Raw genomic sequence first — 18,173 nt, 5'->3', positions numbered from 1 at the left:
CTAGCACCAAGTATTGGTTGTCGACCTTATCTATCGACACCGCTTTCCACCGCGCACACCGGTAAAAATTACATGCTACCGGCTTGGGAATCGATTGACGCTTGCTTGCCAACAACGAATTCTGCTATCGATCCGTCGCTTCGATGGTTTTGCAGCATAAAGCGTACCGCAGACTGCATTATTCAAGATGGCATGGCTTATGCTTTTATCCCGATATCTCGTTAAACGACAGCAGGAGTTTATTAGCAATGCGAGCCCATGCTTATGTAATTCCTGGAGATGTCCGTTTAAGGCAAGGCTAGTGTTAGCCAAGCACTGAGTTGTGGGGAGCAAACGACAAAGAGTGGCTGCCATTGCAGGAAAAACAACATATCTTTAAAAAGAGCTTGTTGCAGAGCCGCACCGTGTCACCATATATGTGGCGAAGGCATCAATCGGTTTATTGCATCAGGTGCGGTCTTACAGTTTCATGCTATGTTACTTAACGGAAATTTGAGTCGGGCAAGCAGCGGACGTGATGGGCGATAAATTGTTTTACCTGCAAGAAGTCATGCAAACGTCTTACATACGAACGCACGAACTATTTTTTTTCAAAAGTCGGCAAAATTGCCTTTGATGCATTGCACTGCGGAAAATTTCTATTCAGAATCTAGCGACACCGGTCACACCTCGAAGAGGCCAATATGCTTTATCAATTTCATGAATTAAACCGGACCTTCCTGAACCCGCTCATCCAATGGGCGGAAGCGTCTGCCAAACTGTTCACCAACCCGGTTTCGCCTCTTGCTCATACGCCGTACGCGCAGCGCATCGCAGCCGGCTACGAATTGCTGTACCGGCTTGGCAAGGATTACGAGAAGCCGGAGTTCGGGATCAGGACGGTTCCTGTTGCCGGGAAATCCGTCGGCGTATACGAAGAAATTGCGGAGCAGAAACCGTTCTGCCGCCTTATTCATTTCAAGAAAGACCTGAGCGACAAGCAGTTCGCCGATCTGAAGCAGCCTACCGTGCTGCTGGTCGCGCCGCTTTCGGGACATCACTCCACCCTGCTGCGTGATACGGTGCGTGCGCTGCTATCCGAGCATGACGTATACATCACCGACTGGACCGATGCGCGCATGGTGCCGCTTTCCGAAGGCGCCTTCCATTTGCATGACTACATCTACTACGTGCAGGATTTCATCCGGCGCCTCGGTCCCGACGTGCATGTCATCTCCGTCTGCCAGCCGACCGTCCCGGTGCTGGCCGCCATCTCGCTGATGGCCAGCGCCAACGATCCGAAGCTGCCCAAGACCATGACCATGATGGGTGGCCCGATCGATCCGCGCAAGTCGCCGACGGCAGTCAACGACCTGGCAACCGAGAAGCCCTTCTCCTGGTTCGAGACAAAGGTGATCTACAGCGTGCCGGCGAACTATCCCGGCTTCGGGCGCAAGGTCTACCCGGGTTTCCTTCAGCATGCAGGCTTCGTCGCCATGAACCCCGGCCGCCATGCGCAGAGCCACTGGGACTTCTACATGCACCTGCGTGAAGGCGACAACGAGTCGGCTGAAGAGCATCGCAAGTTCTACGATGAATACAATGCGGTGCTCGACATGCCGGCCGAGTATTACCTGGAAACGATCAAGACCGTATTCCAGGAGTTCAGCCTGCCGAAAGGCACTTGGGAAGTCGAAGGCAAGCTCGTGCGCCCCCAGGATATCAAGTCGGTGGCGCTGTTCACCATCGAAGGCGAACTCGACGACATTTCCGGCACCGGGCAGACGCAGGCGGCGCACGATCTGTGCTCGAGTATCCCGAAAGCAAAGAAGCAGCACTTTACCGCACCCAAGTGCGGGCACTACGGCATCTTTTCCGGCCGGCGCTGGCGTGAAATGATTTGCCCGAAGATCGGCGAGTTCATCAGGTCGCATGCCTGACGGCTCCGGCGGCCCTGGTTCCTTGGTCTCTTAGCCGCCTTCCGCATCCATCGCTTTTCGGCTTCAACAAGGCCGTCCACCATGGTGGACGGCTTTTTTATTTGTGGCGTGGCCGGTTTCCCCGGATAATCCTGTTTTTCATTGCATACCCCCGTTGTCCGTCGTGTCCTTTCCACCTTCCCTTGCCGATCAGCTCGAAGATCTGTTGCCGCAGACACAGTGCACGAAATGCGGCTATCCGGCATGCAGGCCGTATGCCGAAGCGATGGCAACAGGTGATGCCGCCCATAACCAATGTCCGCCCGGCGGCATGGACGGCGTCGCGCGCCTGGCGTCCCTGCTGGGCAAGCCGATCATTCCACTCAATCCCGCCAATGGCATTGAACGCCCAAGGCCGGTGGCCGTGATCGACGAAACGCTTTGCATCGGCTGTACCCTGTGCATCCAGGCTTGCCCGGTGGATGCCATCGTCGGCGCGGCCAAGCAGATGCATACCGTCGTGCCCGCCTTGTGCACCGGCTGCGACCTTTGCGTTGCACCCTGCCCTGTCGATTGCATCGCCATGGTCGATGTCACTTCCGGACGTACCGGCTGGGCAGCATGGTCCCGGGAGCAAGCCGATGCGGCGAGAGCGCGCCATGAGTTCCGCACGTCGCGTCTGCGGCGGGAAAAGGAAGAAAATGACGCCCGTCTCGCCGCAAAGGCGGCGGCAAAACTGAAAGCCGTTGAAAGCGAACCGGCACTGTCGCCCGAAGAAAGGGCGGCGCAGGACCGCAAGAAGGCAATCATCCAGGCCGCGATGGAGCGAGCCCGACTGCAGAAGGAAAAAATGGCGGCTATGGCGACTGCGACGGGTGCGGCATCCCGCCCTACCGGACTGGACGATGTTTCCGCGGGAGTGCGCAAGCAGATCGCCGACGTCAATCACAAGATGGAAACCCAAGCCCGAGCCAAAGACAAGCAATGAATGCAGAAAAACGCCTGGAGATCTTCAGACGCTTTCATGAAGCGAACCCGCATCCGACGACGGAACTGGAGTACACGACGCCCTTCGAGCTGCTGATCGCGGTCATTCTGTCGGCGCAGGCTACCGATGTCTCGGTGAACAAGGCCACGCGGCGGCTATATCCAGTCGCCAATACGCCGGCCGCCATCCATGCGCTTGGCGTGGAAAACCTCGAAAATTATATTCGCACGATAGGCTTGTACCGCACCAAGGCGAAGAACGTGATCGAAACATGCCGCATCCTCGTCGAGCAGCACGGCGGCGAAGTCCCTCGCTCGCGGGAAGCCTTGCAGGCCCTTCCCGGCGTGGGCCGGAAGACTGCCAACGTTGTGCTGAACACCGCGTTCGGCGAGGCAACGATCGCGGTCGACACGCACATCTTCCGCGTTTCCAACCGGACCAATATCGCGCCGGGCAAGGATGTCGACGAGGTCGAGCGGAAGCTGCTGAAATTCGTGCCCCCGGACTTCCGGCATGATGCCCATCACTGGCTCATCCTGCACGGCCGCTATACCTGCATTGCACGCAAGCCGCAGTGCTGGAACTGCATCATTGCCGACCTGTGTGAATACAAGGACAAGACGCCGCTGCCGGAAAAAGGCGTCTGATCAGGCGGCCGGGACTCGATCCACGCAGCAAGGGCGAGACAAGAAACTGCCTACCGCATTAACGCGCCGCCCGCCCCTTGCATAAACGTTTTCAGCACCCATCTCCGGTCCACACCTTAAAGCCCGAATTGGATCTCCATGTTTACCCCCTCCCAGCATGATGTACGGCGCTTTTTTTGCGAAACCTACCGCAAGGTCCGCGCCAATGAAATTCTCACGCCGCTGGAGGCGATAGCCCGCGACTGGATCATTCAGCACGACGAGTATGCGGATGCGCTGGCCAAAGTGGAAGATGCGCTGGCCGCAGACTATTCGGTGGAACGCGGACAGAGCAATCCTTTCTTGCACCTGTCGATGCACCTGTCTATCGCAGAACAGATTTCGATCGACCAGCCGCCGGGCATCCGCGCTGCCTTTTTGGGCTTGGCGCAGCGGCTCGGATCCGAGCACGACGCCCATCACCAGATGATGGAGTGCCTTGGCGAAATGATCTGGAATTCGCAGCGCAGCGGATTGCCGCCGGATGGAGCGGCGTATATCGAGTGCGTGAAGCGGCGCTGAGCCGCCGGTTTTTCAATCCGGCAGCTCAGTTCATCAGCAGTGCTGAATCCATGGTAGCGCGAGCCGCCGTTCAATCGACCCGGATCGTGGTCTTGCGCGGTTTTTCGAGTTCCGCCTTGGGCAGTTCGATCCGCAATACGCCATTGCGGTAGCTTGCCTGCGCCTTGTCTGCAATCACCGCGACAGGCAAAGGCACCACGCGCCGGAAGCTGCCGTACGCACATTGCAGGACGCGATATCTGCCGTCGGTATTCTCCTGCTCGAAGCGCTTTTCGCCATGGACGATCAGTGCGCCGTCCTGCATTTCGATATCGAGGTCGTTCTTGTCCATGCCGGGCACTTCCAGCCTGACGACCACCTTGCCCTCGTCTTCGAACAGATCGGCACCCAGCATCGACCAGGTGCCGGACGGGATGAAGAACGCATCGTCGACCTGCGTCCTCAACGGCATGTTCGTATTGCTGCCCGGCCGGAAGCCGGTCAAGGCGGTTGAAGCCGATTGCCTCATATGTTGCCAGCCTTCCGCAACCGAGTCCCAAAACCCGGAAATGCCTTGCTTGATTTCATCCAGTTTCATTTGGACGTCCTTTCTCGCTGATTCGCTAGTTGATTGATTGCTGAAGTGATGCGGCATGATCCGGCTGCCGCATGCCGGCATCCGTTGTTAGGCAACGGAAATTTCGATCTTGCGCGGTTGCGCATGCTCCGCCTTGGGTATGCGCAGCTTCAGGACGCCATGTCTGAATTCCGCCACCGATTTCTCGCCATCCAGTTCACGGGACAGCGAAAAAACCCGCCGATAGCGCGGCACTCGTACTTCCGCGTGGCTGGACTCCATGCCTTCCGGCGTGGCGAGACGCACTTCGCCTTCAATGGTCAGGCTGTCGGATTCCAGCTGCAGAGTCAGGTTTTCCTTGGGAACGCCTGGCAGGTCGGCGAGCAACGTGATGCCCGATGCGTCTTCGAAGACATCCACAGGCGGCAGGAGTGCCGCTTCGGCGGAAGTGTTTTCCTGGGAACGATTGGCCATGCTGTTGTTTGCATTCATGATGAATCCTCCTGCTGATATTGCTGATATTGCTGATATTGCTGATATTGCTGATATTGCCGGTATTTCTGCTACTGCACGGCGATGCGGCGCGCTTCTGAAGATTCCCGCCGCTTGATGCTGATCTGAAGCACGCCGTCGCGGTATTGGGCGGTGACGCCATCCGGATTCACATCATCGTCGGGCAGGCTGATGACGCGGCGGAAGCGTCCTGCGAAGCGTTCCTTGAGATGCACGGATGTGCGCTCCTCGCGCGGCGGCAGATCGGATTGCCGCTCACCGGCAATGGTCAGGACGCTGCGCTCCAGGCTGACGTCGATGGATTTCGGGTCGAGCCCCGGAACGAAGGCATAGAATTCAAGCGACTGCGGAGTTCGCCCGACATTGAGAGCCGGGAAACTTCCCGCGCCGGTGCCGCGTATGTTCGGCACATTGTCGAATGCCTGCTGTATCTCGCGTTGCAACCGGTCGAACTCGGCAAAGATATCGCGAGGAAACATGGAGCTATACATGATTGTGTCCTCCGTGAATGGTGAAGATATTCACTCGGGCCGCGCGGGCCCACTCGCAGAATTGATATGCGGACGGAAGACAAGGATTTCAACAGGCAGGCGTTCGGGGCTCGTACGCGGAACGGGGAAAGGAGAGAGCAGAGGCGGAACAAGCCGGCAGAAAGCTTGCGGCAAACAAAAAAGCCACGGTACCGTGGCTTTTTGAGGGGCTTTACAAGCAGTTATCCGGCAATGATGCCAGCCGGATGAAACATGCTGCTTACTTGCGCAGGACCAGCGTACCCGGCAGGCTGTGCAGGTAAGCCGCGATATTCTGGATATCCTGGCGTGACAGCGGCTTGGCCTGTGCGCCCATGATCGCGTTGCCTCGGCCGTTGGCGCCGTCGCCGCCCCGCTTGTAGGCGATCAGCGACATTTCGAGGTAATCCTGATGCTGACCGGCCAGCTTTGGATAGCTGGGATCGATAGGCGTGTTGTAATCCTTGCCGTGGCAGGATGCGCAGTTGTATTTTTCCGCTGCGGCCTTGCCTGCTTCGACATTGCCGCCGGCGATCGCATTGCAAGATGCCAGCAAGGCAGCGACTGCAAAAATCCGTTTCATTGTCCGTCTCCCTTATTTCTGCTGAGCGTAGTAAGCCGCGACATCGGCGATGTCCTGGTCGGTCAGGCCCGCCGCAATACCACGCATGCTGGGATGCTTGCGCTCGCCTTTCTTGTACGCATTCAAGGCGCTCTCGATATATTTGGCCGACTGGCCGCCGATCATCGGCACCTGATAGACCTCGGGGAATGTCGCTTTATAGCCAGGAATGCCATGGCAACCGATGCACATCGCCACCTTGTTTTCCGCCGCCTTGGGGTTGCCCACCACGTCGGCTGCAGCAGCGAGATTGGCAATACCCGCGAGCGCGAGAAGCGCAAAGATTTTTTTCATGATAGCTGGGGTTATTAATATGAATATTCAAAACTTATCCGCAAGGGATGGCTTGCCTTGCCAGCTCTGCTGAAGACCGAGGGGGAGAACCACAGCGGAAACACGCCGGACCGGTCAAACCTGATCGCTTACGGATAGATTTTGCATGCGACACCGCCGTCTCCGCCGGGTGTTGCTTTCACGCACCAAAACCGCTTAATTCTACATTAAGACTTTGGAGCAGTCCATGTCGTACGTTCAGCCATGCGAAATGAACTGCTCCGCGCGGCCATCAACGGTCCGAACCCGTCCTTCTTTCGCTTTCTTCGGCGCCAGTGTCGTGTTCCTGCAACCTCGGCTGCGCCTGGATGGGTGCGACACGGGGATGGCGCTCCGGAAGGAGGAATTTCCAGGGGGCCGCAGCCAGACGGCGCAGCACCGCCCAGACGACGATGCGCCGCTTGCGCAACGGAATATCGCGTGCGCGCAGCGCGAGACCCAGCGCGCATGCAAAACCGACGCCGACGTTGAGCAAACCGGTTACCAGGACGCCGCCGGCCGCAAGCCAGAAGGCGGGTGTGGCGAGGGCTTCCCAGCCGAGGCTGGCCGCGGCGGCGGTCAGCGTGCCGGCAGCCAGGGTGACATGTCGCACCTCGAGCGGCATGCCGAAGAACTGCAGCAGCACCGGAGACATGCCCAGCAGCAGGGCCAGCGTCAGCAGGCCGGCGATATGCGCAAAACGGGCCTCCAGCCAGCGCGCGAACCTTTCCGAACGCATCGCCCCCAGCACATGGACCAGGCGGCGGTGATGCGCAAGAACGTCGCGCAGCTTGCGCAGCGCGAACCAGTTGTCGGCGAAGCCCGCCGCCAGGCTGGAAAGCCACAGCAGAATGCCGGTGAATGCGGCATAGAGCGGAGTTGGCCCGATCAGGGAAAGCGACTCGATGGCGGATGCCGCCTTGTTCGCCTGCATGCTTGGCGCACCGGCGATCAGCATCCAACCCAGCGCAATGACCAGCATCACGGGAATGACGGCGCTCAGGTTGCCGAATACGGCTGCCGCCTGCGACCGCAGCACGGAGGCAATTTCATCCAGCAGCCGGCGCAGATCCTCGACCGAGTCCAGCGCGTGCATCTTCGCCGCCAGCGCGGAGCCGGTCACGGCGGGCTGCGTCGCCGCCAGCGTTCCGCCGACCGCGGAGATGGCAAGGAAGCTGGCGGCATAATTCATGGATGCGAATGCACCTTCGAAAAAGCGCGCCGCTCCACCCGCCGGAAGCAGTCCCTTGACCATTACGGTGACCGACGCCGCCGCCCCGCCCCGCCAGGCCGACTTGAAGATGGAACGGTATGCGACATCATCGCGTGCGACATACCTCTCGCCGCGGTCGGCGTTGCGCTCCACCATTTTCCTTGCCAGCAGCGAAAAGCTGCGCCTGAAAAGGCCGTGCACGGATGAACGCCGATGATGCGCTTCGATCAGGTCGACCAGCAAGGCATGGATCTGGTCCGAGGACTGCTCGGCCGCAAGGGCCGAGCGCAGATCGATGAGTAGTGTCATGCGTACCAGCTGGGCGCGCATGCGCTCCACCTTGTACACCAGTCCGACCGAGACGCCATGCTCGTCGAGATGTGCGTAAATGCGGTCGGTCTGCGCCTGGCAGACCGCGATCAGCATGCGCACGCTGCGCAATGCGCCCGCATCGCGCGGACTCGCCGCCAGGTATTTTTCCAGTTCGCGCCGCAGCGCCATGAAGGGCGTGGCCTGCAGCGGGATGTGCGGCTCCAGGCGCTGCCGGAACTCCGCGCTGATGCCGGTCGAAATGATCATGGTCACGAGATAGACCAGCGCTTCGTCGACCTGCTGCTGCACGCCATGTGAAATGCCGTCATCGGCGCACAATTTCCAGATGCGGCGAAGCGTTGCCTGGTCGAGGCCTAGGAGCCATTCGGCATCGGATGCGTCCTTAAACATCGCCGCGAACAGGGTCGACATATCCTGTTTCGCAGCGGTGTTCGGCAGCGCCAGGCGCGAGAGTCGTTCGCCCAATTCGCTGAAGAAGGCGGGTTCGCGCGGCAGGCCGGTGGCGCAGAACAAGTCGGGGCCGATTGCCTCGCGCAGGGTTTTCTGCAGGGTCGCTTGCACTATCCTCTTGACGTCGCGATTGCCGTCTAGCCAGTCGAGCAGGAAATGGGTGCGCTGCTGCTTGGCCCGGCGCTCCACGTCGGCCACATCCCTGCCCGGACGGATATGCGTCGGCGGACGGCGCAGCCAGATGCCGATGTCGATCATCCAGTTGGCGCGCTCGCTCCAGGAAGCGAAAGGACTGGCCCGGCGCATGAGGGCCTCGATTTGCGGAATGTAGCGAAGTTGATGTTCGTTGTGTTGCGGTGACGTGCGCCGAAAACGACGCCACATCACCCTTAGCTTCATCAGGGATATTTTCATTGTTCGTGGCTATTTGAAAGGAAAAGGCCATAACGGCGGCCTATGCTCCACTACGCCAGCTTTCTGCCGGGCTGCGGTTTCTCGCTTATACTTGTTTGTATTTTCTTCCTGAAGATGACATGCCATGCGACAAGAAACGCGCTTCGAAGGTTCCCAGAATTACGTTGCCACGCAGGATCTGAAACTGGCGGTCAATGCCGCTCTTACGCTGCAGCGGCCGCTGCTGATCAAGGGCGAGCCGGGCACCGGCAAGACCATGCTGGCGGAGGAAGTGGCAGCGGCGCTCGGCATGCCGCTGCTGCAGTGGCACATCAAGTCCACCACCAAGGCGCAGCAGGGCCTGTATGAATACGACGCGGTGTCGCGCCTGCGTGATTCGCAGCTGGGCGACGAGCGGGTCAAGGACATTCACAACTACATCGTCAAGGGCGTGCTGTGGCAAGCCTTCACTTCGGACCAGCAGGTCGTGCTGCTGATCGACGAGATCGACAAGGCCGACATCGAATTCCCCAATGACCTGCTGCGCGAACTCGACCGCATGGAATTCTATGTGTATGAAACGCGCGAGATGGTCAAAGCCAAGAACCGTCCCCTGGTCATCATCACTTCCAACAATGAGAAGGAATTGCCGGACGCTTTCCTGCGCCGCTGCTTCTTCCACTACATCAAATTCCCGGACCGGGACACGATGCAACAGATCGTCGATGTGCACTTCCCCCAGCTGAAGAAGGAATTGCTGGCGCAGGCGCTGCAGACCTTCTATGAAGTGCGCGAGGTGGCGGGCTTGAAGAAGAAACCGTCGACATCGGAGCTGCTGGACTGGCTCAAGCTGCTGCTGGCCGAAGACATTCCTCCCGAAGCGCTGCGCAGCAAGGATGCGAAGAATATCGTGCCGCCGCTGCACGGCGCGCTGCTCAAGAACGAACAGGATGTGCACCTGTTCGAGCGCCTGGTGTTTATGTCGCGCACCAACCGCTGATTTCACGATCAGCCGATCTTTGAAAGCATAGAGCTCCGCCCATGAGTTTCGTTGAACAAGTCACGCTGCAAGGCAGGCATGCCACGCTGGAACCGCTGGGGCCTCAGCACGAGGAAGAGATTCGGTCCGCCGTTCGCGACGGCGAGCTGTGGAAGCTGTTCTTCACCACGGTCCCGGCTCCGGAAGGCGTGACCGGCTATATCTCGCAGCTGCTGGCATTGCGCGAGCGCGGACTGGCCTTCCCGTTCGCGGTGCGCGACACCGCGAGCGGCAAAGTCATCGGCGGAACGCGTTATCTGAATATCGATGCGGCCAACCGCCGCGTCGAGGTCGGCGGCACCTGGTATGCGAAGCGTATGCAGCGCACCGCCGTGAACACTGAATGCAAGTTGCTGCTGCTCGGCCATGCCTTCGAACAGCTCGACTGCATCGCCGTCGAGTTCCGCACCGACTGGTTCAACAAGCGCTCGCAGGCCGCCATCGAACGCCTCGGCGCCAAGCGCGACGGCGTGCTGCGCAACCACATGATCATGGCGGACGGCCGCGTGCGCGACACGGTGGTGTACAGCATCATCCGTAGCGAATGGCCGGGCGTGAAGACCAACCTGCAGTTCAAGCTTGAATCCGGATCAGGATCGGAAGCGGGAGGCAGCCATGCTGATTGATTTCTTCTTCACGCTCAAGGACGCGAAGATTCCGGTATCGATCAAGGAATTCCTGATCCTGCTGGAAGCGATGCAGAAGGATGTCATCAATCCTTCGCTCGACGAATTCTATTTCCTGTCGCGCACCACGCTGGTCAAGGACGAGGCGCATTATGACAAGTTCGACAAGGCCTTCGGCCTGTACTTCCGCGGCATCGACGCCATCTTCGAGAAGCATCCGGAGATTCCGCTGGAGTGGCTGCAGAAGCGCATGGAACGCGAACTCACGCCGGAACAGAAGGCCGCCATCGAGAAGTTCGGCTACGACAAGCTGATGGACCGGCTGAAGGAACTGCTCAAGGAACAGAAGGAGCGCCACGAAGGCGGCAGCAAGTGGATAGGCACCGGCGGCACCTCGCCCTTCGGCAACGGCGGCCAGAATCCGGAAGGCATCCGCATCGGCGGCGAAGGCGGCAACCGCTCCGCAGTCAAGGTCTGGGAAGCACGCTCCTACCGCGACTACGACGACGAGCGCGAACTCGGCACACGCAATATCAAGGTCGCGCTGCGCCGCCTGCGCAAGTTCGCGCGGGAAGGGGCGGAAGAGGAACTCGCGCTCGACGACACCATCCGCGCCACGGCCAACAATGCCGGCTATCTCGACATCAAGATGCAGCCGGAGCGCAAGAACAATATCAAGGTGCTGATGCTGCTCGACGTCGGCGGCACCATGGACGACCACATCGCACGCACCGAGGAATTGTTTTCCGCGGCGAAGACCGAGTTCAAGAACATGGAGTTCTTCTACTTCCACAACTGCGTCTACGAATACCTGTGGAAGAACAACCGCCGCCGCCACGCGGAACGGTTTCCGACCTGGGACATCCTGCGCAAGTATCCGCCTGACACCAAGCTGATTTTCGTCGGCGATGCCACCATGAGTCCCTACGAGATCCTGCAGCCCGGAGGCTCGGTCGAGTACAACAACGAGGAAGCCGGCGCGGAATGGCTGCAGCGCTTCACCAGCACCTTCCCGAAATTCATCTGGCTCAATCCGGAACCGGAAGGCCTGTGGCAGTATCGGCAATCGATTTCGGTGATACGGCAGCTGATGAACAACCGCATGTTCCCGGTGACGATAGAAGGCCTGGAGCGCGGCATGCGCATGCTGAGCAAATAACGGCCTTCGTGCCCGCCGCTCCCCGGCGCCGCAGACGGTCAGCGCGTGTCGGGCAGGTACTTCTTCAGCACCGCAACGAGATGATGGTTTGCGATCGGCTTGTTGAGAAAACCTTCGACGCCGACATAGCGCGCCTGCTGCCTGTCGTATTCTTCCGGCTTGCCGAGCAGGAGAATGACCGTCGTCCTGACCGGCGAATCCTTTTCCTTGATGCCCCAGCACAGGCGATACGGGTCGATGCCCGGTGTCGACGTGTTGATCAGGACCACCGCCATCGGAATCGACCTGCACAGCTCGACAGCAGTGACTTCATCGCCGGCCCACAAGACAGGGGTACGCTGTCGTGCCAGGAGTTCCGACAGGTAATCGCGCGAAGCGCTGTTCCTGTCGATGACCAGGACGGCGCCATTGGTCGGAATTGCGCTGCGCAGGCGTTCGTATTCGGCCGGATCGGTAAGGTCGATGTCCGGCCTCGGGCGGCGCCGGCGCTCCGCCACGGTGACGACATCCGCTGCTTCCAGTCGCGACAAGGCATCGGCGCGCCGTTCGATCAGCCGGTCCAGGAGTTCGAACAGGGCATCCCAGCTGAACGGCGCCTCGATGCGGGGATAGTCGAGCTGCACCGCCGGCTGTCCCACCAGCAGCGCCGGCCGCAGCTCGGACGGACGCCAGTGGGCCAGCGCGGCCAGCGCGCCGAGGTTCGAGGCGGCGGCAATATGCAGATCCGGGTCCTGCAGGTTATCGTCTTCCAGCCGGACGTAACCGCACCCCCTGCCCTGCCTGGCGGCAAATGCAGTATCGAAGGCGACGGCTTCCTGGAGACCGAATCCCAGCAAGCGTACGGTGAATGGGAAACTTTGGGCGGGCATCATGTTGCATTCTATAAATATTTTTTCCAATTGCAATAGATAACCGGAATTACGTCAGGCGGGCACGGTCGGATACGAAGACGGCGTGGAAAAACGACGTCTGGCATTGCATCTTTCGCAATTCCGCCCGAAGCTTCGATGCCGGCAGGGTCGAATCTCAATGGCTCAGCAAGGTTGCATAAGAGCCGGCTATCCCCATATACCGTAAGCGGGTTCGCCAAATCCGCCGGCATCAAGTCCTCGCCGGCCCTCAATTTTCATTAGAATGCTGTGGGACTTATGTTTAAATACCTTCCCTTCGGCAATCCCCATTTTTGATGTCTTCATTGCATGGCCACTAAAAAATCCTCCGCCTCCGATTACAGCGAATCGTCGATCCGGGTCTTGAAAGGCCTGGAGCCGGTAAAGCAGCGGCCGGGCATGTACACCCGCACCGAGAATCCGCTGCACATCATCCAGGAAGTCATTGACAATGCTTCCGACGAAGCGCTCGGCGGCTACGGCAAGAACATCATCGTCACGCTCAATGCCGACGGCAGCGTCAGCGTCGAGGACGATGGCCGCGGCATCCCGGTCGGCCTGCACCCCGAAGAGAAAGTGCCGACGGTGGAAATCGTCTTTACCCGCCTGCATGCGGGCGGCAAGTTCGACAAGGGCTCCGGCGGCGCCTATTCCTTCTCCGGCGGCCTGCATGGCGTGGGCGTGTCGGTAACCAATGCCCTCTCCACCCGCCTTGAAATATCCGTATGGCGCGAAGGCGGTTTCCACCAGCTCGTGTTTGCCGATGGCGATGTCGTGCAAAAGCTGAAGTCGCGCCCGCTCGCCAGGGATGAAAAGAAGTCCGGCACCCGGGTCACCGTCTGGCCGAACGGCAAGTATTTCGACTCTCCCGCCATTCCCATGGGCGAATTGCAGCGCCTGCTGCGTTCCAAGGCGGTGCTGCTGCCGGGCGTGAAAGTCACGCTCATCAACGAGAAGAACGGTGATACGCAGACCTGGCAATACGACCAGGGCCTGCGCGGTTATCTGCTGGAATCGCTGGCCCAGGCTTCGCACGCCGACCCGCTGATTCCCCTGTTCGAAGGCCAGCAATATGCGGGCGCGGACACCGAAGGCTTTGCCGAGGGCGAAGGCGCGGCATGGGTCGTGGCATGGACCGAGGATGGCAACGTGGTGCGGGAATCCTACGTCAACCTGATTCCGACTCCGGCGGGCGGCACGCATGAAGCCGGCCTGCGCGAAGGCTTGTTCAACGCCGTCAAGAGCTTCGTCGAGATGCATGCGCTGCTGCCCAAGGGCGTCAAGCTGCTGCCGGAAGACGTGTTCGCCCGCGTTTCCTTCGTGCTGTCGGCCAAGGTGCTCGATCCGCAGTTCCAGGGCCAGATCAAGGAACGCCTGAACTCGCGCGACGCGGTGCGCCTGGTCGCCACCTACACCAAGCCGGCGCTGGAATTGTGGCTGCACCAGCATGTCGACTACGGCAAGAAGCTGGCCGAACTGGTAATCAAGCAGGCGCAGTCACGCCTGCGTTCGGCGCAGAAGGTCGAGAAGAAGAAATCGTCCGGCGTGGCGGTGCTGCCCGGCAAGCTCACCGACTGCGAATCAGACGACATTACCCGCAACGAACTGTTCCTGGTCGAGGGCGATTCCGCCGGCGGCTCGGCCAAGATGGGCCGCGACAAGGAATTCCAGGCCATCCTGCCCCTGCGCGGCAAGGTGCTCAATTCCTGGGAAACCGAGCGCGACCGCCTGTTCGCCAACAACGAGATCCATGACATCGCGGTGGCGATCGGGGTCGACCCGCACGGGCCAAACGATACGCCGGACCTGTCCGGCCTGCGCTACGGCAAGATCTGCATCCTGTCCGATGCGGACGTCGACGGCTCGCACATCCAGGTCCTGCTGCTGACGCTGTTCTTCAAGCATTTCCCGCAACTCATGGCGCGCGGCCACATCTGCGTCGCGCGTCCGCCGCTGTACCGGGTCGATGCGCCGGCGCGCGGCAAGAAGCAGGCGCAGAAGCTGTACGCGCTGGACGACGGCGAACTCGAAGCGATCGAGGACAAGCTGCGCAAGGATGGACTGAAGGACGGCGCGTGGAGCATTTCCCGCTTCAAGGGCCTGGGCGAAATGAATGCCGAGCAGCTGTGGGAAACCACGATGAACCCGGACACCCGCCGCCTGCTGCCGGTGTCGCTTGGCGACTTCGACCTCGCCGCTTCCGAGCTGCGCTTCAACATGCTGATGGGCAAGGGCGAGGCCGCGGCGCGGCGCGCCTGGCTGGAAGAGCACGGCAACGAGGCGGAAGCCGATATCTGAGCGGAGACGCATGAAGAGACTGGCCGCCGTCATTGCCACCCTGTGCATCGCCCTTGCCGCGTCGTCGGCCAGGGCCGACATCTACGGCTACGTCGATGCGGAGGGCATCGCGCACTTTTCCACGGAAAAGCTCGACGAACGCTACCAGCTGTTCCAGCGCGGAACCGCCTCTTTCGATTCGGCGCGGCTTACCCAGCAAGCAACGGCAGCGGAAGCCGCCGATACCCCTCTGGCGCGCTACCTGTCCCGCCATCCGGGCATGGCGCGAGTGGAGCCGCTGCTGAAGGACGCGGCCGAAGAGTTCGGCATCGATCCGGCGCTGTTGAAGGCGGTGATGGCCGCCGAGTCGGCCTTCAATCCGAATGCGGTATCGCCCAAGGGCGCGATCGGCCTGATGCAGATCATGCCCGCCACCGCCGAGCGCTACGGCTTGCAGGGCGACCGCAAGCGCACGCTGGAACAGAAGCTGGCCGATCCGAAAACCAATATCCGGCTGGCGGCGCGCTACCTGCGCGATCTGCACAAGCTCTTTCCGTCGCGGCCGGAACTGGTGATCGCCTCTTACAACGCCGGCGAAGGCGCGGTGCAGAAATACAGGAACAGCATCCCCCCCTATCCGGAAACCCGCAACTACGTGCAGATCGTCAAGCAGTTCTATCAGATCTACAAGCCGGCGGCGCAGTCGCTGACGGTGGCAGCGCTCAGCAATGACATCAGCAGCGCAAAACGCATTCACATGACGATTCCCGGGCGCCGCAACATGCCGGCCTCCGTACTAGAGTGACTCAACAACCACGATGACAGAACAAGCGAACCTGTTTGAAAACATGCCTTCGGGCGACGGCGAAGCGCTGACACTGGCGACCTTCGCCGAACGCGCCTATCTCGATTACGCGATCTCGGTGGTCAAGGGACGCGCCCTGCCCGACGTCAGCGATGGCCAGAAACCGGTGCAGCGCCGCATCCTGTATGCGATGCATGAACTCGGACTGAACGCCGCCGCCAAGCCGCGCAAGTCGGCGGCCGTGGTGGGCGACGTGCTCGGTAAGCTGCACCCGCACGGCGACCAGTCGGTGTACGACGCGCTGGTGCGCATGGCGCAATCGTTCTCGCTGCGCTATCCGCTGATCGACGGCCAGGGCAACTTCGGCTCGCGCGACGGCGACGGCGCGGCGGCGATGCGCTATACCGAAGCCCGCCTGACGCCGATCTCGCGCCTGCTGCTGGATGAGATCGACATGGGCACAGTCGATTTCGCACCCAACTATGACGGCACATCGGAAGAGCCGAAGCTGCTGCCGGCGCGCCTGCCTTTCGTGCTGCTCAACGGCGCCTCCGGCATCGCGGTCGGGCTGGCCACGGAAATCCCCTCCCACAACCTGACCGAGGTGGCAAGGGCCGCGGTGGCAATGATCCGCAACCCCAAGATCACCCATGCGGAACTGATGGAGCTGGTGCCCGGCCCGGATTTCCCTGGCGGCGGCCAGATCATCACCCCGACCTCGGCGATATCGGAAATGTATGAGAACGGCCGCGGCACCCTCAAGGTGCGCGCCCGCTGGAAGATCGAGGACCTGGCGCGCGGCCAGTGGCAGGCGGTGGTCAATGAACTGCCGCCGGGTACTTCGTCGCAGAAGGTGCTAGAGGAAATCGAGGAACTGACCAATCCCAAGGTCAAGACCGGCAAGAAGTCGCTGCTGCCCGAGCAGCTGGCGATGAAGCAGATGGTGCTCGGCGTGCTGGACACGGTGCGCGATGAATCCGGCAAGGATGCGCCGGTGCGCCTGGTGTTCGAGCCGAAATCGAAGAACCAGGACCAGACGGAGTTCATGAACATCCTGCTGGCCAACACCTCGCTGGAAAGCGGCAGCTCGATCAACCTGGTGATGATCGGCGGTGATGGCCGTCCGCGCCAGAAAGGCCTTGGCCACATCCTGCGCGAATGGATCGACTTCCGCTTCGCGACCATCACCCGCCGCACCCAGTTCCGCCTGCGCAAGGTCGACGACCGCATCCATATCCTGGAGGGCCGCGAGGCGGTTCTGCTCAACATCGACAAGGTGATCAGGATCATCCGCGAAGCGGACGAACCGAAGCCGGCGCTGATGCAGGCATTCAAGCTGTCCGACCGCCAGGCCGAAGACATCCTTGAGATCCGCCTGCGCCAATTGGCGCGACTGGAAGCGATCAAGATCCAGCAGGAACTGGACGAGCTGCGCAAGGAAAAGACAACGCTGCACGACCTGCTCGACAACCCGGCCTCGATGAAGCGGCTGGTGATCAAGGAAATCGAAACCGATGCCAAGCAGTTCGGCGATGCGCGCCGCACGCTGATCAAGGAAGCCGAGCGCGCCAGCGTCGAGCAGAAGGTGATCGACGAGCCGGTGACGGTGGTGATTTCGCAGAAAGGCTGGGTACGGGCGCGCGGCGGCCATGGCCACGATCCGGCTCAGTTCGCCTTCAAGGCTGGCGACAGCCTGTACGGCACCTTCGAATGCCGCACCGTCGATACCCTGCTCGCCTTCGGCTCCAACGGCCGCATCTATTCGGTGCCGGTTACCTCGCTACCGGGCGCGCGGGGCGATGGCGTGCCGGTGACCACGCTGGTCGAATTGGCCAGCGGCTCGCGCCTGCTGCACTACTTCGTCGGTCCCGCCGATACCGGGCTGCTGCTGGCATCGACCGCCGGTTACGGCTTCACCGCCAAGGCCGGCGACATGGTCAGCCGCATCAAGGCGGGCAAGTCCTTCCTCACGCTGGATGATGGCGACGAACCGGTCGCGCCGCGGGTGGTGGACAAGAACGCCAGCGCGATTGCCTGTCTGTCGGAAAAAGGACGCCTGCTGGTGTTCGGCCTGGATGAAGTGAAGTATCAGCCTGGCGGCGGGCGCGGCGTCATCCTGATGGAACTGGAGCCCAGCGAGAAACTGCTGGCGGTCCAGCCGATCAGCCAGAAAGGCGTGACCGTGGTGGGCATGGGCCGCGGCGGCAAGGCCCAGGAACTCAGCCTGTCGGCGTCGGTGCTGGCCCCGCATATCGGCAAGCGCGCGCGCAAGGGCAAGAACCTGGAAGCGACCAAGATCAAGCCGGCCGCGCTGATGGCGAATCAGTAATCGTATAAATCCTCGCACGACGACGGGCATCTTTTCTTGCGGGAAGATGCCCG

Annotated in this window: 17 protein-coding genes; 10 read left to right on the top strand and 7 right to left on the bottom strand. The window is 60.8% G+C overall.

Going from position 1 to position 18,173, the window contains the following annotated elements; all coding sequences use genetic code 11:
• The first annotated feature begins 683 nt into the window (after positions 1-683).
• From RY831_RS11015 to RY831_RS11000, 4 genes are all read left to right on the top strand, one after another.
• A complete protein-coding gene (locus RY831_RS11015) occupies positions 684-1,919 on the top strand; it encodes a polyhydroxyalkanoate depolymerase (RefSeq protein ID WP_326506382.1) in 1,236 nt (411 codons plus the stop codon).
• Positions 1,920-2,082: 163 nt separating this feature from the next.
• Complete coding sequence (gene rsxB, locus RY831_RS11010) at positions 2,083-2,886, top strand: electron transport complex subunit RsxB (protein ID WP_437126254.1); 804 nt, start codon at positions 2,083-2,085, stop codon at positions 2,884-2,886.
• Complete coding sequence (nth, locus tag RY831_RS11005) at positions 2,883-3,533, top strand: endonuclease III (RefSeq protein WP_326506381.1); 651 nt, start codon at positions 2,883-2,885, stop codon at positions 3,531-3,533. The genes rsxB and nth overlap by 4 nt, the downstream gene beginning before the upstream one ends.
• 138 nt (positions 3,534-3,671) lie before the next feature.
• Positions 3,672-4,094 carry a DUF1841 family protein gene (locus RY831_RS11000; protein WP_326506380.1) on the top strand — a complete coding sequence of 141 codons (423 nt, stop codon included), beginning with the start codon at positions 3,672-3,674 and terminating at the stop codon, positions 4,092-4,094.
• Positions 4,095-4,164: 70 nt separating this feature from the next.
• Here RY831_RS11000 and RY831_RS10995 read toward each other — a convergent pair whose 3' ends face one another.
• The 6 genes from RY831_RS10995 to RY831_RS10970 all read right to left on the bottom strand — a co-directional run bounded on the left by RY831_RS10995 (position 4,165) and on the right by RY831_RS10970 (position 8,908).
• Positions 4,165-4,671: an Hsp20/alpha crystallin family protein gene (locus tag RY831_RS10995; protein ID WP_326506379.1), complete on the bottom strand. Its 507-nt coding sequence runs from the start codon at positions 4,669-4,671 to the stop codon at positions 4,165-4,167.
• A gap of 87 nt (positions 4,672-4,758) precedes the next feature.
• Complete coding sequence (locus RY831_RS10990; RefSeq protein WP_326506378.1) at positions 4,759-5,142, bottom strand: Hsp20/alpha crystallin family protein; 384 nt, start codon at positions 5,140-5,142, stop codon at positions 4,759-4,761.
• Positions 5,143-5,213: 71 nt separating this feature from the next.
• Positions 5,214-5,654, bottom strand: a complete 441-nt coding sequence (locus tag RY831_RS10985) for an Hsp20/alpha crystallin family protein (protein ID WP_326506377.1) — start codon at positions 5,652-5,654, stop codon at positions 5,214-5,216.
• A 259-nt stretch (positions 5,655-5,913) separates the two neighbouring features.
• Complete coding sequence (locus RY831_RS10980; protein ID WP_326506376.1) at positions 5,914-6,255, bottom strand: c-type cytochrome; 342 nt, start codon at positions 6,253-6,255, stop codon at positions 5,914-5,916.
• 12 nt (positions 6,256-6,267) lie between these two features.
• Entirely contained in the window at positions 6,268-6,588 is a 321-nt protein-coding gene (locus tag RY831_RS10975) for a c-type cytochrome (RefSeq protein ID WP_326506375.1), read from the bottom strand.
• A 271-nt stretch (positions 6,589-6,859) separates the two neighbouring features.
• Positions 6,860-8,908, bottom strand: coding sequence for a transporter-like protein (locus tag RY831_RS10970; RefSeq protein ID WP_326506374.1), 2,049 nt, complete (start codon positions 8,906-8,908; stop codon positions 6,860-6,862).
• A 232-nt stretch (positions 8,909-9,140) separates the two neighbouring features.
• Here RY831_RS10970 and RY831_RS10965 point away from each other — a divergent pair, with 232 nt between their 5' ends.
• From RY831_RS10965 to RY831_RS10955, 3 genes are read left to right on the top strand one after another with little or no spacing between them, the layout of a single operon-like run.
• Entirely contained in the window at positions 9,141-9,995 is an 855-nt protein-coding gene (locus RY831_RS10965) for an AAA family ATPase (RefSeq protein WP_326506373.1), read from the top strand.
• Between the two features lie 41 nt (positions 9,996-10,036).
• Positions 10,037-10,660 carry a GNAT family N-acetyltransferase gene (locus RY831_RS10960; protein ID WP_326506372.1) on the top strand — a complete coding sequence of 208 codons (624 nt, stop codon included), beginning with the start codon at positions 10,037-10,039 and terminating at the stop codon, positions 10,658-10,660.
• The gene (locus RY831_RS10955; protein ID WP_326506371.1) at positions 10,650-11,819 is read left to right on the top strand and encodes a vWA domain-containing protein; all 1,170 of its coding nucleotides are present in this window, start codon (positions 10,650-10,652) and stop codon (positions 11,817-11,819) included. The genes RY831_RS10960 and RY831_RS10955 overlap by 11 nt, the downstream gene beginning before the upstream one ends.
• A 38-nt stretch (positions 11,820-11,857) precedes the next feature.
• Here the strand turns inward: RY831_RS10955 and RY831_RS10950 are convergent, their stop codons facing one another.
• The gene (locus RY831_RS10950) at positions 11,858-12,691 is read right to left on the bottom strand and encodes a response regulator (protein ID WP_326506370.1); all 834 of its coding nucleotides are present in this window, start codon (positions 12,689-12,691) and stop codon (positions 11,858-11,860) included.
• Between the two features lie 327 nt (positions 12,692-13,018).
• Here RY831_RS10950 and RY831_RS10945 point away from each other — a divergent pair, with 327 nt between their 5' ends.
• Genes RY831_RS10945 through parC form a run of 3 tightly spaced genes read left to right on the top strand, consistent with a single transcriptional unit; the run spans position 13,019 to position 18,120 of the window.
• Positions 13,019-15,007: a DNA topoisomerase IV subunit B gene (locus RY831_RS10945; RefSeq protein WP_326506369.1), complete on the top strand. Its 1,989-nt coding sequence runs from the start codon at positions 13,019-13,021 to the stop codon at positions 15,005-15,007.
• 10 nt (positions 15,008-15,017) lie between these two features.
• Positions 15,018-15,791: a lytic transglycosylase domain-containing protein gene (locus RY831_RS10940; RefSeq protein ID WP_326506368.1), complete on the top strand. Its 774-nt coding sequence runs from the start codon at positions 15,018-15,020 to the stop codon at positions 15,789-15,791.
• 13 nt (positions 15,792-15,804) lie between these two features.
• Positions 15,805-18,120 carry a DNA topoisomerase IV subunit A gene (gene parC / locus RY831_RS10935; protein WP_326506367.1) on the top strand — a complete coding sequence of 772 codons (2,316 nt, stop codon included), beginning with the start codon at positions 15,805-15,807 and terminating at the stop codon, positions 18,118-18,120.
• Positions 18,121-18,173: the final 53 nt, after the last annotated feature.

The organism is Noviherbaspirillum album, assembly GCF_035916955.1.
In the GTDB taxonomy this organism is placed as follows: domain Bacteria; phylum Pseudomonadota; class Gammaproteobacteria; order Burkholderiales; family Burkholderiaceae_D; genus Noviherbaspirillum; species Noviherbaspirillum album.
Note: the sequence above shows the minus strand (reverse complement) of the source record. Positions and strands in the feature narration are given on the sequence as shown.

Bases quoted from the DNA above. Each gene is read 5' to 3' on its own strand.
- RY831_RS10985 (WP_326506377.1), bottom strand. From the start codon at position 5,654: ATGTATAGCTCCATGTTTCCTCGCGATATCTTTGCCGAGTTCGACCGG.
- RY831_RS10975 (WP_326506375.1), bottom strand. From the start codon at position 6,588: ATGAAAAAAATCTTTGCGCTTCTCGCGCTCGCGGGTATTGCCAATCTC.
- RY831_RS10970 (WP_326506374.1), bottom strand. From the start codon at position 8,908: ATGCGCCGGGCCAGTCCTTTCGCTTCCTGGAGCGAGCGCGCCAACTGG.
- RY831_RS11000 (WP_326506380.1), top strand. From the start codon at position 3,672: ATGTTTACCCCCTCCCAGCATGATGTACGGCGCTTTTTTTGCGAAACC.
- RY831_RS10950 (WP_326506370.1), bottom strand. From the start codon at position 12,691: ATGATGCCCGCCCAAAGTTTCCCATTCACCGTACGCTTGCTGGGATTC.
- RY831_RS10940 (WP_326506368.1), top strand. From the start codon at position 15,018: ATGAAGAGACTGGCCGCCGTCATTGCCACCCTGTGCATCGCCCTTGCC.
- RY831_RS10995 (WP_326506379.1), bottom strand. From the start codon at position 4,671: ATGAAACTGGATGAAATCAAGCAAGGCATTTCCGGGTTTTGGGACTCG.
- RY831_RS10955 (WP_326506371.1), top strand. From the start codon at position 10,650: ATGCTGATTGATTTCTTCTTCACGCTCAAGGACGCGAAGATTCCGGTA.
- RY831_RS10980 (WP_326506376.1), bottom strand. From the start codon at position 6,255: ATGAAACGGATTTTTGCAGTCGCTGCCTTGCTGGCATCTTGCAATGCG.
- RY831_RS11015 (WP_326506382.1), top strand. From the start codon at position 684: ATGCTTTATCAATTTCATGAATTAAACCGGACCTTCCTGAACCCGCTC.
- RY831_RS10960 (WP_326506372.1), top strand. From the start codon at position 10,037: ATGAGTTTCGTTGAACAAGTCACGCTGCAAGGCAGGCATGCCACGCTG.
- RY831_RS10990 (WP_326506378.1), bottom strand. From the start codon at position 5,142: ATGAATGCAAACAACAGCATGGCCAATCGTTCCCAGGAAAACACTTCC.
- nth (WP_326506381.1), top strand. From the start codon at position 2,883: ATGAATGCAGAAAAACGCCTGGAGATCTTCAGACGCTTTCATGAAGCG.
- parC (WP_326506367.1), top strand. From the start codon at position 15,805: ATGACAGAACAAGCGAACCTGTTTGAAAACATGCCTTCGGGCGACGGC.
- RY831_RS10965 (WP_326506373.1), top strand. From the start codon at position 9,141: ATGCGACAAGAAACGCGCTTCGAAGGTTCCCAGAATTACGTTGCCACG.
- RY831_RS10945 (WP_326506369.1), top strand. From the start codon at position 13,019: ATGGCCACTAAAAAATCCTCCGCCTCCGATTACAGCGAATCGTCGATC.